This window comes from Solibacillus sp. FSL K6-1126 (assembly GCF_038003445.1).
GTDB lineage: Bacteria > Bacillota > Bacilli > Bacillales_A > Planococcaceae > Solibacillus > Solibacillus silvestris.
The window spans coordinates 1,901,811-1,916,864 of the sequence record NZ_JBBOPD010000001.1 but is presented as its reverse complement, the minus strand read 5'-3'; the positions used below and the strand labels follow the sequence as shown (position 1 = coordinate 1,916,864).

Below are 15,054 nucleotides of genomic sequence, written 5' to 3'. Positions count from 1 at the left end.
TAAATATTCATTCTAATCAAAGGAATTCATATGATGAAAAGTAACTTATCGAAAGTAATTCTATTATTATTTGGTTTTATTATGATGATAATAGGGATCGTTCTAAGTATTACATATGGCTATGCTAATACGAATCTCCATACAACTTGGGAAGCATTTTTCCATTTTAATAAAAGTAATGAACATATCATTATTCTTAAGCATCGTTTACCTAGGGCGCTTATTGCGACTTTTGTTGGAGCATCCCTTGCAATAGCAGGTGCTTTACTCCAAACAATGACAAGAAATCCTTTAGCTTCTCCAGGTATATTAGGAATAAATGCTGGTGCTGGCTTATTTGTAGTACTTGCTATAAGTATTTTCCAAATGACAAGTCTCTTTAGTTTTACATTAGTTGCATTTTTAGGTGCGGCTGTATCGGCCCTTAGTATTTTAGCAATTAGTTCTATTGGTCATGGAGAAATGATGCCTATGAACTTGACTTTAGCCGGGACTGCTCTAGGTGCGTTGTTTTATTCCATAACTCAAGGCTTGTTAGCGATCAATGAAGCACAGCTTGATCAGGTATTATTTTGGCTTGCAGGATCTGTACAAGGAAGGGATCTCCAAATGCTCTGGGTAGTACTGCCTTTTTTTGCTATAGGCTGGCTTATTACTGCGATTATGGCGAAACAATTGAATTTGTTGTCATTAGGTGAGGATGTTGCAAAAGGGCTAGGATTGAATGTTCTAAGAACCAAGTTATTAATTGTACTCATTGTTGTGCTACTAGCTGGAGGTTCAGTTGCAATCGCTGGACCAATAAGCTTTATCGGTTTGATCATTCCGCATATTGCACGCAAAATAATTGGTACGGAACATCAATGGTATATTCCGTTAGCTGCACTTCTTGGAGCGATATTATTACTATTTGCAGATTTAGGTGCACGCTATATCATCATGCCACAAGAAGTACCCGTGGGCGTCATGACTGCCATAATTGGTACGCCAATCTTTGTATATATAGCTAGAAAGGGATTTAATAAAGGATGAAAAAGTTAATGAACTTACAATCAAATTATTTTTCACAACTAGTAGATTTAAGCGCTGTAAAAAAGCTATTCATATTACTGCTTATAGCTGCTTTAACGTTTATTTTGAGCTTATCGATTGGTGATTCCTTTATTTCTCCGCTTAAAGTTATTTCGATACTCTTTGGTAATGGTTCCGCATTTGACACATTAATCGTTCAAGAATTTCGAATGCCACGAATTTTTATCTCATTATTTGCTGGTATGGGGTTAGCAATTTCGGGTGCAATTTTACAAGGAATTATTCGTAATCCTTTAGCTTCACCAGATGTGATCGGTATTTCAACTGGTGCAGGCACAGCAGTTGTTGCATTTTTGGCACTATTTAGCGATGCTAACAATTCACTAACTGTAAGTATTGAATGGATGCCGTTTGCATCGTTTATTGGTGCTTTAGCTACGGCATTACTCGTCTACAGTTTAGCTTGGAAAAATGGTGTTTCAGCTACACGGCTCGTCATGATCGGCGTTGGTATTGCTTCATTGTTGCAAGCAATCACAACCGTATTGATGATCATTGGCCCGATTTATCAGGCAAGTAAAGCAAATGTATGGATTACCGGAAGTGTGAATAGTGCAACATGGCAACAAGTGAAAATTATTATTCCTATAGTCACTTGCTTATTCATCATTACCCTGCTCGTTACTCGCCATTTAAATTTACAGCAATTTGGTGATGATGTGGCAACTAGCCTAGGACAACATGTGCAAAAAACGAGACTGGCATTGTTACTTTTATGTACCGCTCTTGTAGGGAGTGCCGTATCATTTGCAGGTACAATTGGGTTTGTAGGGTTAATCGCTCCCCATATTGCTCGAAAATTAGTCGGATCATCATTTGGTTCGCTAATTCCTGCTTCAGCTTGTATCGGTGGAATTTTAGTTGTACTTGCTGATACGATCGGACGGAGCTTATTCGGTTCTATTGTTGTTCCCGCAGGGGTATTTACTGCCGCAATAGGGGCACCTTACTTTATTTATTTGTTAATTAAAATGCAAAAAAGGTAGGCTGATAAGAATGATTGAAACAAAGCAGCTACAGTTAAATTACGGTGAAAAAATTATTATCGAGCCTTTAGATTTAGTTGTGCCTAAAGGAGAAATCACCGTATTAATAGGCGCAAATGGTTGCGGGAAATCTACACTTCTAAGATCCATTGCTCGATTATTGAAACCCCAAAGTGGATCCATCCTATTAAATAATGAGGATATTACGAAATTGTCCGCAAAAGATACTGCTAAGAGACTAGCCATTTTACCACAACAACCAATGGCACCAGAAGGTTTAACCGTCCTACAATTAGTGAAACAAGGACGATTTCCGTATCAAAATTGGCGCAAACAATGGTCTAATGAGGATCAACTCATTGTTGAACAAGCGATTGCTGCCACAGGTTTAATGGAGTTTAAAAATATGGAAGTTGAAAATCTTTCAGGTGGACAAAGACAACGGGCATGGATTGCGATGACTTTGGCGCAACAAACAGATATTATTTTACTTGATGAACCAACAACCTATTTAGATGTCACACATCAAATTGAAGTATTAGATTTATTGTACAAGTTGTACAAAGAAAAAAATTGTACAATCGTAATGGTACTGCATGACATCAATTTGGCTTGCCGCTATGCTACCAATATTATTGCCCTCGTTAATAAAGGAATATATGCGCAAGGAAAGCCAAAGGATATTTTGTCAATAAAGCTCGTTCAAGATGTTTTTCAACTGAATTGTGAAATTATAGAAGATCCAATATACGGAACACCTATGTGTATTCCGTATGGAAATAAAAGATAGCCAAGGCATTGTCTTGGTTTTTTTTGTTTACTCATATACTCATTTTCTTGAACGTTGTATTTAATAAATTTGGCCCTTAAAACGCAAAAAGAGCCTTTCCTTATTCAAAGAAAACGCCCGATTTATAAATATCATCTTTTGCTAAAGTGGAGAGGCTAGCACTAACTTGGATTATAAAATAAGGGTTTGTAAACATAGACTGTAAATCAAAGAGAGCGTGCTCAATTTTGGATGATACTGAGTTATTATCAAATTTTTCAGGTTCACTACATTGCCTCCCGATTGCTGAATAAGCCACAATCCATTAACATATCTCATTTGTAATCCTTAATCAATCCCCCTATTTCCTCCCCCATTTATGCATAATAAGATTGGAGAGTGTAATTTCTATAATAGGATCTTCTGAAATATTTATAGTTACCTCTCTATCATGCGGGATTAAATACAATCCAAAGGAATCCCCATCTTTATAATTTATTCCAGATGTACCAGACTCGTATATTTTAAAAGTGTTGCCACGATAAGTTGCCCTTGCTGTTGCTAAGAAATCGAAAGTAAACCCACCCTGTACCCGTTTATGTTCGATACCTGATACTAACGTTGCACCATGAAAATTATATTTGCCACTTGTTCTAAAAAACACTTCGTAATTTGCTTCATTTAGAGTAATTACATCAGATACGTAAATCTGATGTTCACCATCATCATAAAGAACTTTTCCTTCGTTACTTTCAGGGTCACTTAAATCGATCAAGACGGAATACTCACCATTTACGGGTTCTAACTCTTGGTAATAATCCTTTACGTTATTCGCAATACCACCCATTCCATAAAACCACAAGTTCATAGCTCCTGTAATCCAAAGAAGAAATACAACTATTGGAAGGCTTATTAACATCGCTTTTAATAGTAATCGTTTTCGGTTCATGGTATCACCCCTAATATTATTCAATGAATACATCACCGCTTAAATTATTATATTAATGTAGAATAGCGCATGATTCAGGAGTCGTGATATCCGTATGACATAATTACTATTTAGGTCTGATTAGCCTTACGAACTTCAAGAAACTTGAACACCAAGTAACAAATGATTAATATTACGCCAACCATGAATGCGATAAGGAAGCCAAATGTCCCTACAAAACCGACCCATCCAATTGTAAATGTAAAGAAAAATAGTTGATAGCATAAACCAGCTATTATGATTGCAATAGGTACATTAAATGGGAATAGTCGTTTCCAACCAAAACATAATAAGGAAGTTGACAGGAAAACTGTAATTAAAATGATTTTGTGTATTATGCCCCATCGGAATCCCTCACGAGACTGTGATTCTTCCCCAAACCTAATCTGAGTATTTAAATCATACAGCGTAAATGCTGCTGTAGAAATTCCTACCAATAAAATAATAGTGAATGTAGCCCAGTTTATCGTTATAAAAATTTTTTTATTTTTCATTTTCCCTCCCAATTTTTTATTTTTCATAAAAAGAAAAAATGCGGCTCACCTGGTCTTGTTTTTCTAAATAGCCTGATAGTAGAAGAATATTTTTCAAATAATAACTGCATTTAATTCAAGATTTGACATAGTAAAAAAGCTATTTAATCTTTTAACAATACTATCACGGACTTCGACTTCCTTTTCAGCATCAATCGCTTCAGGATATGCAAAAACAATTCCCATCGTACCCTCATCTGGTGGATTTAACATAACCCCTTTGCCTGTAACAATTGCATTTGTCATTGCTGAAAAATGTAATATTGAGTTTGTAAAATCAATTTTCCTCTTTCTGTTAAAACTTGATTAGAATTTCCATTAACTACTACTTTAAAATATGACATTTGAATCCCCCTTATATAACAAAACACCCCCATTATCTTACCATTTTTACAACTATTAACCAATAAGTACCTAATATAGGCTATTATATAGATTGATAATTTATAATTTTTCAAGACCTAAATTTAACAGGTAAAGAAAAGTTAAAGTATATATTGTATAATATTACCAAATACATTTTAGTAAGGAGTCAATGTATCGTGGAGGAAACCAAAAATTATCACCGAGCCTTTGGTGTTTATGGGATTTATACAGAAAATGAAAAGCTATTAGTAATAAATAAAAATGGTGGGCCTTATAAAAACCGTTATGACCTCCCTGGTGGTAGCCTAGAATCTGGGGAAAGTTTATCAATTGCAATGAAAAGAGAATTTCTAGAAGAAACCGGCGTTGAAATTGAAATTCTGAAAAATATTGGTGTTATTGATTTTCAACTTCCTAACAATTGGAATGGGTTCACAGACTTACATCATATAGCTGTTTATTATTTAGTTAATAAAATAGGTGGAGAATTGAGTGAACCCCTACAATTTGATGGACAAGATTCACTTGGAGCTGTTTGGGTTTCAGAGCAAGATGTATCAGTAAATAACGCTTCACCTTTAGTCCTTAAAGCATTTGAATGGCTAAAAACAAACACACTAGGTATTGATACAGAATGTTATAAAGAATGGGAAGTTTATTAATTAATTCGCGCCATTTTGTTGAACAACTTGAACAAAAACTCAGTCTGTTTTTCTTTATTTAAATAAGGGCCACCTATACAGGCTCCGGTTATTTAGGATGTTCAGAAATCGGAACTCGTATGGGAACTACTAAGTTTAACCGTACAAACGTATCTTTTTTACTGACATATGGTACCAGGAATAAAACGTATATTTCATGGTACGGATACTTATTCAACAATCTGGCCCTTTAAAGGAAAAAGAGCCTTTCCTTTATTCAAGGAAAGCGCCCTAATGCTGAAGATATCTGTTCAAAATTCTTATCCAAAAATCCAATCATACCGCAACAATGGTAAATCTACCTTGTGGTGCTTTGATTTCAATGTAATATTTTTCATTTCTTTTCAAACCCTCTAATTTCACACTTTTCCCTGCAGGTACTAGAATTTCATCAATGACTATATTGTCATTATCATCTTTTACTCTTAATAAAACGTTCTTCCCATTATTCGCATGATTAACGATTTCTTTCCTCCAAAAAATACTATCAAATATCATATAGTTTTGATCGCTAAACTTTATACTCTCCCATTCTTCCATATCATCTGTTACAGTTGCCAATCCCCACTTGTCTGGGAAGAAAATGTCATTGACTGCCCCAACATCTTGTACTACCCATGCTCCTATTATTGTCACCATAAAAGTAATTGCAATTGCTATTAGCACTTGAATGCGTCGCTTTTTATTAATCCGTTTAAAAGGCTCCTTTGCTGCACTTACTTCTTCTGTCATCATTTGAATGCTAGTGGTTGGTTTCTTCATCCTCTGTATATATCGCTGACACTCTTCACAGTGTTCAATATGTTCTTCAACAGCTTCAGCAGTCTCTTTACTACTAATTTCATCAATATAAGAAGGCAACAAATCTTTAATAATATTACAATTCATGCGGATCAATCCTTTCTGATAGTTTTAATTTCGCACGATAATAGGTGACTCTCGCCCAGTTTTCACTCTTGTCAAATATTTCACCAATTTCTTTAAAACTAAGTTGAAGAGATACTCTAAGTAAAAAAATTTCACGATAAGGTTCTTGTAAGCGATGAATTTCTTTATGTATCGAAATTAGCGTACTGCGTTTTATGACTGTAACATCTGGTAAGTCCTTGTTCGAAGCGATATCTAAACCCATTTGCATCATATTTTCTACACTGGCATTCTGATTGTTCTTCTCCTTTTTTAAGTAGTTATAATACGTGTGTTTTGCAATTTGGCATAACCAGACAGATATTTTGCATTCACCGTTATAGCGATGAATTGACTTAACAGCTTGATAAAAAGTTTCTTGTGTTAATTCTTCCGCTAAATCCACATTCGACGTTAAACAGATAAGAAATCGTTTTACCTCATCTGCAGAAGATTGATATATGCTACTTAAATCCTCCACCTGCCCCCCTCCTTCTATCAAATAATAACTGGGATACTTATATATAGATTTAAAATGATTTTCGTTACAATAATTCGCAAAAAATACTTTATCTTACTTTGCCATTTATTTTCTATCATAGCGAAATTTTCATTTACCAACCAAATAAAATAAAAAAGGTTTAGTTTTATCCTTCTTAAAACCAAACATTTTTCGATATTTAGAAATACTTTTCTTCCTACATATAATGGTACTTAACGGAAAAACGCGATCTTCTTATTGAAGAATCGCGCTCGATTGTTGAATAGTATTAAAATGAATGTCCTAATATGAACTTACTGGCCCTTTATTTAATTAAATTTGAATAAATTAATAATAGTGATAAACATTTTTTTGTTACTTTAATAATAATTAAACCTCAAATTAATTCATACTTCTTTAAAGCCCACTCAATACCATCCTCACTAGAATCTTTCGTAACAAAATTAGCAGTCGATTTTAATTTTTCGTTTGCGTTTCCCATAGCGATACCTAAGTCCACAAGTTCCAACATATCAATATCATTTTCTCCATCTCCAAAAGCAATAGCTTCTTCCTTTTTAAGTCCAAAATAATCTAGTAATTTCTTTATTGCCACGGATTTTGATACATCTTCTTCAAGTACGTTCACAATATATGGGTGCCAGCGTTTAAAGTGAATTGTAGGAAATTGATTTTTGTACTTTTCAATTTCTACATCATCAGCAAATAAACAAAGCAAATAGATTTCGTTCAAATGTGCTTCTACATTAATAGGTGGAAATTCCTGCAGTCTTAATGTTTCATAGAGAGCCTGCTGTATTTTTGGACTTTGTACCTCATTCATATGTAAAGTATCCGAATAATAAGTAAGGGCATTTTGTTGTTCAAATGCAAATTTGCTAAACAGGCGAGTTGTTTCGTTAGGGATTACAATTTTATGAATGCAAGATTCTTGGTGAGTAACATATGCGCCGTTAGCCGTTATAAAAGTGTCTATTCCTATTTCGACAAGTTCATTACACATTGATAATGGTCTACCAGTTGCTGCTACCACTTTAAATCCATGGTCCAACAGCTTTTTAATCGCTGTTATCGTACTTTGTGAAATTGTGCCGTCTTTATAACTTGTGATAGTACCATCTACATCAAAAAAAATTATTTTATGTTTCACATTAATCTCCCATATAATTTATATATTTTTGTATAATTCTAACAAAAATAGGCACAAGATGTTATCTTTATATTTAATTGGCAAGTACGTGTGTAATTATTGAAAGTGTTGTTCAATAATATGGCCCTATAACGGAAAAACGCGATTTTCTTATTAAAGAATCGCGCCAGATTGTTGCATAAGGGTGGCATCAGATTAACTATTTACAATGTTAAGCAAAATCTTTATTGTCAACTCACGTAATGGTATCGCAATGCGTAAATAAGACCGTCAAAAGTTGGTCATATTGTAACTCATTTAAATTATATAACCACTGCAAGAATAGTTATTCACCTCTTTAAAAACATTAAAACACACTTATAAATTGAACACTAAAATACCACTACTTTTCGGCCAAAAAACCATTAGCCCAAAGCTGCTGGTAATAAGGATACGTTTGTTGTAACGTTTCATGTGCACCTTGTCCAGACAGTCGTCCATCTTCGAACACAAGAATTTGATCGGCATTAGTAATCGTTGATAATCGGTGCGCAATAATAATTGTTATCCGTTTTTCTGTTAATGCTTGCAGTGCGAGCTGTAGTTCACGCTCAGATTCGTTATCTAAGTTTGATGTTGCCTCATCCAGTAATAGGATTCTCGGGTTTCGTAAAATCGCACGAGCAATCGCAATCCGTTGTTTTTGACCACCTGAAAGCTTAATTCCTCCTTCTCCAACCTCTGTATCCAGACGTTTTTCGAGCTGCATGACAAAGTCGTACGCATAGGCAGCCTTTAATGCCACCATCATTTCTTCCTCTGTCGCATTTGGCGTGCCGTACGTAACGTTGTCACGAATCGTCCCATTCAGTAACGGGGCATTTTGACTAACGTAACCAAATAAGGCACGCCACTCTTTTAAATCAAATGTTTCAATGTTATCGTCACCATACAAAATTTGCCCCGACGTCACGTCATAAAAACGTTCCATGAGCGAGAACATCGTCGTTTTCCCGCCGCCACTTCGACTAACAAAAGCTGTCGTTGTATTGGGTTCGATTGTAAATGTCATGTTGTTTAACACATATTTTTCGTTATATTTTAACGACACATTATCAAAATGAATCGGACGTGCACTAGTTGGTACAGGCAGACCGTTCTGCTCTTCACGTGTTTCATCTAGTGCCTCCACAATACGCTCTGTCGCCCCAAGTGTTTTTTGTAAATCCGTAAAGAATGTCGCCATTTGCGTAAATGGCATTATAATTTGCATTAAATAAATCATAATGGCGACAAGTTCACCTGACGTAATGGCTCCAGTTGCTACTTGCGAACCTCCGTAGCCAAAGATTGCAATTAATACCACCATCATCATCAGTGTCATAAGTGGCGTAAGAATCGCGACAATTTTCGCTTCTCGCATGCCGAACTGGTAAAGCTGCTGAATTTGAGATTTCCCACCGGCTAGCTCCTGTTGCTCTGTTTGAGACGCTTTCACAAGTCGAATATTCGATAAAATACGCCCTAGTCGTCCACCAAAGCTTGCGAGTTCATCTTGATTCGCTTTTGAAATGTCATACATTTTATCCCCTAGCGGATATGTCACGAAAATTGTGAGTGGAACGGCAATGAATAGTAACAAGGTCATTTTCCAGTCAATCCATAGTAAAACTACAACGGCACCAAGAATGGCGAACAAGCCTGACACAAACGACACCAGCTGCTCGGTCACAAATTCTTTCACGACATTTGTATCCTGTGTGATGCGGCTCATAGTTTCACCCGATTCATGCGCATCGTAGTACGACAAGCGTAAATGCAGCATATGCTCCCACACTTCTGTACGTAATTTGGCAACGACTCTTTCGCCTAAACGACGCATCATATAAAACGCAACTGCACTCAGCACGGCCTGTACAATTAATACGCCAATCACAGGTAAAAGCGATGTGAAGGCAAAACCACTCGCTGAAATTCGATTAATAAGCTTCATCGTAAGTATCGGCACAGCCAGCCCAGCTGCCACCTCTACAATACTAATGAAAAATAAAAGCACTAATTGACCTCTTGCCATTTGGCTGCGATTCATCAATGTCCAGAGCTGTAAAACTTTCCCCTGCATTATAAGTCACTACTCTCTTTCGTCATGACCTTTTCAAAGCGGAAAAACTCATATTCCTCATCTGATTCAGGTTCCTCGCCTTCCACATTCGGTTTTGGATTGCCTCTATGATAATACTCGACAATTTTAAATCCGCATTTATTGACATAAAAATGAATATTACGTTTTTCAAAATACGGCGTGTACAGTTCCCATACTTTTGTTTCTGGGAACGCGGCTTCAATCGCCAACCATGCTTTTGTGCCAATTCCTTTACCGTGTGCAGAAGAGAGTGTATAGAGGAAATCCACTTCATTTCGTCCAGTTTTTTCATTAACTTGTAATACAACCCCACCAATTCTTTTCCCGTCTTGCATGATTTGGCGTACGATCGAATCTTTCGCATTTAAGGAATGCTCGTAATCTTCATCTGATGGTAGTGGTCCCATTTCTTTCGGGTTCTCCGCATCCATAAAGCTATCCTGTAAGCCTTTTATAAATGCTTCTTGTAATTCTTTTTTTATTGTATTTAGCTCGTCCTGTCGTACAGGCGCTAATGTTATTTGTTTTGTCATTGTAACTACCCTTTCTTTCATTCAAAAATTCGTCCAATTGTTAAAAATAATAGGCTCCAGAGAAAAGCACTTGTCGCTACGTATAGTGCATAAGTTTTAAGTCGCATATGTGACATACCACAAAAATATCCTGCCACATGTCGCATTCCTGGGATAAAGTAGCTCACAATAATCCCAGGTGCACCGTATTTTACAATCCAATGCTCCGCCTTCTTGCTCCATTTATTGGATAGCTTAAACCATTTGGCAAACCAATCGAGGAACGGACGCCCTACTCTTTTACCCAGCCCATAGCTTACGAGCGTTCCAATAAGAGAGCCACTAAACACGGCTAAAAGCGAAAAGCTATAATGCAATAAACCAATTTTTGTGAAGTACCCAACAAGTAATACCATTACCTCATCCGGAATCGGCAAGCTAAATAAACCGAGGGCAAGCACTATAAAAATTGCTGCATAGCCATAGTTTCCAATTAGTTGATCAATGTATGCCATGTACCTCTTCCTCATCTACTTTGATTTTTTTTAAGTGAGGAAATTTCACCTGACTAATCATGAACCACGCAAGTAGACACGTGCTAAGCGCTACTAACCATGGTGACATTAAGGCTACACTAAGCAGTAACCCAATCGCCGCTCCAGGTACAGGTAGTCCGATAAATGTCGGTAAATCACTTTGCGTCGAATTAAATCGCGCTAAACGAAGTACGGCGCCGATACTATAAAGATAGGCAACCCCTAAACCGATTTGACCTAACTCGCATAATACAAGCTGATACGCGAACATGGCAGGTGCAAGTCCAAAAGTCACAATATCGGCGAGTGAATCCAGCTCTTTCCCAAACGTCGAAACTGCATTTAATTTACGGGCTGTCCACCCATCCAATAAATCAAATAATAAACCGAAACATATGCATAGTACTGCTATACTGAACCGTTGTGCGAAAATCGCATAAATCGCAAAAACGCCACTCGCAAAATTACAAAGTGTCAGCATTGTCGGAAATAGCTGCTGTGGCATAAAATCGTCTCCTATCTTCACTAAAAAACAAGTCGATTGTTAACATCACTTGTTTTTTTCCTGTATTCTTTTCTACAAACAGTGTAAAGTATGGATTAACTCTAGAGTAAAGGAAGAAGTGTAAATTTATGATGAAATCGAACGAAAAAACATTTTCAACGGGTGAATTCGCGAAATTACTTGAAGTGAATAAAGATACACTGCTTTATTACGATAAAATTGAATTATTTAAACCAGCAGGCACCTTTGACAACGGCTATCGGTACTATATGTTTGACCAGTTTGATCAGTTTGTAGCCATCCATTCACTTCGTGCGGTAGATCTGCCCATCAAAGAGCTCAAAAAATATTTTAGTTCCCCTAACATTGAAGACTTGCAGCAGTTAGCGATACAGCAGCACGAAAAAGTTGCAAAGGAAATTCAAAAGTTACAAGATATTCAGCAATTCCTTGAGCGTACGGTTGTCTTAACAAAGGAAATTGAGCAGGTAGTATTGGGTGAGGTTTTAATCAAGTCATTACCCGCTGAACCTGTTGTCTATAGTGAGGAGAAAATTGATTGGTCAAAATCCATGGAAGAAATGTACGCACAGTCTACGCCCTTTTCTAAAAAACTTGGCGTGAAAAGTACAGCTGCGTACGGCGTTGTGTACCCGAAAGAAGAATTTTTGACGTCCGTTTATTTCAAGGAGCTAGAGTCTGATGCTTTCAGCTATATGTTTTGTCATACAAAGGACACTTCAGCGGTTATGAAGCCCGCAGGTGAATATGCGATTATTTACCATAAGGGGAGCTATGAAGAGATTATCAAAACATATGAAGTCTTATTAAATTTTTTAAAACACACACAGTTTGAATTAGACGGAGATATTCATGAAGAATATTTACTACACTCAATTGCAACAAAAGAAGAAAAAAATTATATTACAAAAATTAGCGTGAAGGTGAAATCACAAGAAAATTTTGATGAACTCCCTTAAATATATATTGAAAAAAAGTCTATCTTTTATGATAGACTTTTTTTCTTTAAAATTAATTTTATTAAAATAACTCTTTACTATAGAGCGACTCCATACTTTATACTAACGCTTATTCATTTTAATACGATTGGTATTTTATTGGAGGCACAGAAAATGAACGAAAAATTTACACCCTTACTCGAAAAAGATCGAACAATGGCTATTGATGCACTTCGAGGATTTGCGCTATTAGGGATTTTACTTGTTAATATGCCCACATTCCATAGCCCTTTCCTTTATCTAGATTCCTTTACTTATTGGCCAAGTAGTATGGATCAGTTTTTTTCAGGATTAGTGGAGTTATTTGCACAGTCCAACTTTTATCCATTATTCGCATTTTTATTTGGCTACGGAGCGATGATTATTGTGGAACGCTCACAACTGAAAGGCATCTATTTCCCTAGCTTTTTTGCACGTCGTTTATCAATTCTACTCATCATCGGCTGTATACACGCATTTTTAATTTGGAACGGCGATATTTTAATTACATATGCGTTGACAGGCTTTGTCTTTATCTTGTTTTATCAGTTGAGTGGGAAGGCGCTGCTACGTGCAGGAATTGCGATTTACTGCATCCCGGTTTTACTAAATTTTTTACCGCTGCATTCACAAGAGCATTTTGGAGAAAACCCAAATGCCATCCAATCTTCTATTGAGAACTACAGTAACGGTACGCTGATAGACATTTTAAAACAGCGTGCAACCGATTGGACCTACATGAATTTTGAAATAAGTGCAGTAATCTTAGCAATTGGCGTATTAGGTCTTATGCTTTTAGGTGCTGCTTTTGCAAAGTTACGATGGCTTGTGGATGTCGACAAACATAAGCGTCTTTTAATCGGCTTACTGATTGTAGGACTACTCTTTGGTCTTGTAGCAAGAGCAGCCACTTCCTTTAGTGCAGAAAGCTTTTTCCTAATGGTTTTACAGGAGCAATTTAGTGGAGCGTTGATTGCCTTATTTTATATGACATCTATTGTCTTAATGGCTCAAACAAAAATTGGACACAAGCTTCTACAACCATTCACATATGTCGGACGCCTTTCGATGAGTAATTATTTACTTCAATCCATTGTCATGACGTTTATTTTTTATAGCTATGGTCTTGGACTTTACGGTAGCATTTCTTATGCAACTGGCTTTGTATTAGTCTTTGCATTCTTTATGTTACAAATTTTCATTAGTAAATGGTGGGTTGCACGCTTCCAATACGGTCCGATTGAATATATTTGGCGTTGGGCAACGTACGGGAAGAAGCCAACATTTAAAAAATGAAAAATGCAGCATTAATGATATCAATGTTGCCAATTATGAACTCAATAAAAAACGAGAAACATCAATAAATGTTTCTCGTTTTTTATATCAATGATAGGAATTTAATTGTTCATATCGATTATTAAATATATACAATAATTCATTAAAATACAGTTACCCTTACGAGACATACTCTGAGTAATGATATTTTGTTTTAATGCAAAGATAGGACTATTGGGAAAATAAATAAATAAATAAATAGAAATTCATTGGATAGCAAATAAAAACTAAGATAAACACAGTACGAAATGAGAATGTAAATTAGATTTGGAATTTAGCTTCATAATAGACGGCTCCTTCTATTTCCCTTTGTATAAAACATACTATTCCACAATCATATTCCATATCCTTTTATTTTCCTGAACCATCGTTTTTCAACTTCCCTTAACAGATTGTTATTCAACAATATGGCACTATAACAGAAAAAGACACGCACTTTTACATGGGTGTCTTGAATTACTAAGAGTTTAATTTTAAAAGTATTTACTGTAATAATCCTGTCTTAGTTTTCCACTTAACTGAGCATATATCTTTGTCGTCTCACTCTTTTCATGCCCCAGTAAACTTTGGATGACATCGATTGGCGCACCGTTATTAATCATATGTGTTGCATAGCTGTGTCGTAATTGATGCGGATGTATCCTCTTTTTTATTCCAGCCCGATTCGATACGCGCTTAATTATATATCTCAGATTATCAATGCTCATCCGCCTTTTAGGCTTCCTGTCAGTAATAAATAAACAAGGATCATCATCTTCCCGTTCATTTAAATATCTTTTTAACCAAATGGAGCAGCGAGTATTAAAGTATACTTCTCTTTCTTTATCACCTTTCCCTTGTACAATGACTGAATTTGTTCGAAAATCAATATCATTCCGATTTAATTTTACTACCTCCCCAATACGACAGCCGGTTGAATACATGAACTCAAATAGCGCATTTTCCATCGTTGTTTGGCATGCTTCTCGTTAGTTTTATTAGTTAGTATCAAGTAATAGTATAGATTCTTATTAAAAGAAGAATCAAAGAAGTATTTCATACATATAAAAGCGA

At 36.0% G+C, this 15,054-nt stretch carries 16 protein-coding genes and 1 pseudogene; 6 read left to right on the top strand and 11 right to left on the bottom strand.

The window, feature by feature from the left end; translation table 11 throughout:
• Window positions 1-30 precede the first annotated feature (30 nt).
• From MHH44_RS09340 to MHH44_RS09330, 3 genes are read left to right on the top strand one after another with little or no spacing between them, the layout of a single operon-like run.
• On the top strand, window positions 31-1,032 hold the full coding sequence (locus MHH44_RS09340; RefSeq protein ID WP_340798410.1) for a FecCD family ABC transporter permease: 1,002 nt from the start codon (window positions 31-33) through the stop codon (window positions 1,030-1,032).
• Window positions 1,033-1,040: 8 nt separating this feature from the next.
• Window positions 1,041-2,078 carry a FecCD family ABC transporter permease gene (locus MHH44_RS09335; RefSeq protein ID WP_340798409.1) on the top strand — a complete coding sequence of 346 codons (1,038 nt, stop codon included), beginning with the start codon at window positions 1,041-1,043 and terminating at the stop codon, window positions 2,076-2,078.
• Window position 2,079: 1 nt separating this feature from the next.
• A complete protein-coding gene (locus MHH44_RS09330) occupies window positions 2,080-2,868 on the top strand; it encodes an ABC transporter ATP-binding protein (RefSeq protein WP_340799501.1) in 789 nt (262 codons plus the stop codon).
• Between the two features lie 340 nt (window positions 2,869-3,208).
• Here MHH44_RS09330 and MHH44_RS09325 read toward each other — a convergent pair whose 3' ends face one another.
• The 3 genes from MHH44_RS09325 to MHH44_RS09315 form a co-directional block, all read right to left on the bottom strand.
• Complete coding sequence (locus tag MHH44_RS09325; RefSeq protein ID WP_340798408.1) at window positions 3,209-3,796, bottom strand: hypothetical protein; 588 nt, start codon at window positions 3,794-3,796, stop codon at window positions 3,209-3,211.
• Between the two features lie 110 nt (window positions 3,797-3,906).
• On the bottom strand, window positions 3,907-4,329 hold the full coding sequence (locus MHH44_RS09320; RefSeq protein WP_340798407.1) for an RND transporter: 423 nt from the start codon (window positions 4,327-4,329) through the stop codon (window positions 3,907-3,909).
• 93 nt (window positions 4,330-4,422) lie between these two features.
• Window positions 4,423-4,581, bottom strand: a complete 159-nt coding sequence (locus MHH44_RS09315) for a hypothetical protein (RefSeq protein WP_340798406.1) — start codon at window positions 4,579-4,581, stop codon at window positions 4,423-4,425.
• A gap of 329 nt (window positions 4,582-4,910) precedes the next feature.
• Between MHH44_RS09315 and MHH44_RS09310 the strand changes: the two genes are divergently transcribed.
• Complete coding sequence (locus MHH44_RS09310; protein WP_340798405.1) at window positions 4,911-5,396, top strand: NUDIX hydrolase; 486 nt, start codon at window positions 4,911-4,913, stop codon at window positions 5,394-5,396.
• A 315-nt stretch (window positions 5,397-5,711) separates the two neighbouring features.
• Here the strand turns inward: MHH44_RS09310 and MHH44_RS09305 are convergent, their stop codons facing one another.
• From MHH44_RS09305 to pssA, 7 genes are all read right to left on the bottom strand, one after another.
• On the bottom strand, window positions 5,712-6,323 hold the full coding sequence (locus tag MHH44_RS09305) for a zf-HC2 domain-containing protein (protein ID WP_082990831.1): 612 nt from the start codon (window positions 6,321-6,323) through the stop codon (window positions 5,712-5,714).
• Complete coding sequence (locus MHH44_RS09300) at window positions 6,313-6,822, bottom strand: RNA polymerase sigma factor (protein WP_340798404.1); 510 nt, start codon at window positions 6,820-6,822, stop codon at window positions 6,313-6,315. The genes MHH44_RS09305 and MHH44_RS09300 overlap by 11 nt, the downstream gene beginning before the upstream one ends.
• Before the next feature lie 397 nt (window positions 6,823-7,219).
• Window positions 7,220-7,993 (bottom strand): Cof-type HAD-IIB family hydrolase, encoded by a 774-nt coding sequence (locus MHH44_RS09295; RefSeq protein ID WP_340798403.1) that lies wholly within the window; start codon window positions 7,991-7,993, stop codon window positions 7,220-7,222.
• Between the two features lie 382 nt (window positions 7,994-8,375).
• Window positions 8,376-10,094, bottom strand: a complete 1,719-nt coding sequence (locus MHH44_RS09290) for an ABC transporter ATP-binding protein (protein WP_340798402.1) — start codon at window positions 10,092-10,094, stop codon at window positions 8,376-8,378.
• The gene (locus MHH44_RS09285; protein ID WP_340798401.1) at window positions 10,094-10,648 is read right to left on the bottom strand and encodes a GNAT family N-acetyltransferase; all 555 of its coding nucleotides are present in this window, start codon (window positions 10,646-10,648) and stop codon (window positions 10,094-10,096) included. Before MHH44_RS09285 ends, MHH44_RS09290 begins: the two co-directional genes overlap by 1 nt.
• Window positions 10,649-10,665: 17 nt before the next feature.
• Window positions 10,666-11,142 carry a DedA family protein gene (locus tag MHH44_RS09280; RefSeq protein ID WP_008407193.1) on the bottom strand — a complete coding sequence of 159 codons (477 nt, stop codon included), beginning with the start codon at window positions 11,140-11,142 and terminating at the stop codon, window positions 10,666-10,668.
• Window positions 11,129-11,668 (bottom strand): CDP-diacylglycerol--serine O-phosphatidyltransferase, encoded by a 540-nt coding sequence (pssA, locus tag MHH44_RS09275; RefSeq protein ID WP_340798400.1) that lies wholly within the window; start codon window positions 11,666-11,668, stop codon window positions 11,129-11,131. Before pssA ends, MHH44_RS09280 begins: the two co-directional genes overlap by 14 nt.
• 128 nt (window positions 11,669-11,796) lie before the next feature.
• Between pssA and MHH44_RS09270 the strand changes: the two genes are divergently transcribed.
• Both MHH44_RS09270 and MHH44_RS09265 read left to right on the top strand, forming a co-directional pair.
• Window positions 11,797-12,648, top strand: coding sequence for a MerR family transcriptional regulator (locus tag MHH44_RS09270; RefSeq protein WP_340798399.1), 852 nt, complete (start codon window positions 11,797-11,799; stop codon window positions 12,646-12,648).
• Window positions 12,649-12,801: 153 nt separating this feature from the next.
• Window positions 12,802-13,962 (top strand): DUF418 domain-containing protein, encoded by a 1,161-nt coding sequence (locus MHH44_RS09265; protein ID WP_340798398.1) that lies wholly within the window; start codon window positions 12,802-12,804, stop codon window positions 13,960-13,962.
• A gap of 512 nt (window positions 13,963-14,474) precedes the next feature.
• Here the strand turns inward: MHH44_RS09265 and MHH44_RS09260 are convergent.
• A pseudogene (locus MHH44_RS09260) lies at window positions 14,475-14,969 on the bottom strand (tyrosine-type recombinase/integrase); the annotation flags it as partial.
• Window positions 14,970-15,054 lie beyond the last annotated feature (85 nt).

Coding starts and splice junctions, on each gene's coding strand:
- MHH44_RS09340 (WP_340798410.1), top strand. CDS start 31: ATGATGAAAAGTAACTTATCGAAAGTAATTCTATTATTATTTGGTTTT.
- MHH44_RS09335 (WP_340798409.1), top strand. CDS start 1,041: ATGAACTTACAATCAAATTATTTTTCACAACTAGTAGATTTAAGCGCT.
- MHH44_RS09325 (WP_340798408.1), bottom strand. CDS start 3,796: ATGAACCGAAAACGATTACTATTAAAAGCGATGTTAATAAGCCTTCCA.
- MHH44_RS09320 (WP_340798407.1), bottom strand. CDS start 4,329: ATGAAAAATAAAAAAATTTTTATAACGATAAACTGGGCTACATTCACT.
- MHH44_RS09315 (WP_340798406.1), bottom strand. CDS start 4,581: ATGTTAAATCCACCAGATGAGGGTACGATGGGAATTGTTTTTGCATAT.
- MHH44_RS09305 (WP_082990831.1), bottom strand. CDS start 6,323: ATGAATTGTAATATTATTAAAGATTTGTTGCCTTCTTATATTGATGAA.
- MHH44_RS09290 (WP_340798402.1), bottom strand. CDS start 10,094: ATGCAGGGGAAAGTTTTACAGCTCTGGACATTGATGAATCGCAGCCAA.
- MHH44_RS09285 (WP_340798401.1), bottom strand. CDS start 10,648: ATGACAAAACAAATAACATTAGCGCCTGTACGACAGGACGAGCTAAAT.
- MHH44_RS09280 (WP_008407193.1), bottom strand. CDS start 11,142: ATGGCATACATTGATCAACTAATTGGAAACTATGGCTATGCAGCAATT.
- pssA (WP_340798400.1), bottom strand. CDS start 11,668: ATGCCACAGCAGCTATTTCCGACAATGCTGACACTTTGTAATTTTGCG.
- MHH44_RS09270 (WP_340798399.1), top strand. CDS start 11,797: ATGATGAAATCGAACGAAAAAACATTTTCAACGGGTGAATTCGCGAAA.
- MHH44_RS09265 (WP_340798398.1), top strand. CDS start 12,802: ATGAACGAAAAATTTACACCCTTACTCGAAAAAGATCGAACAATGGCT.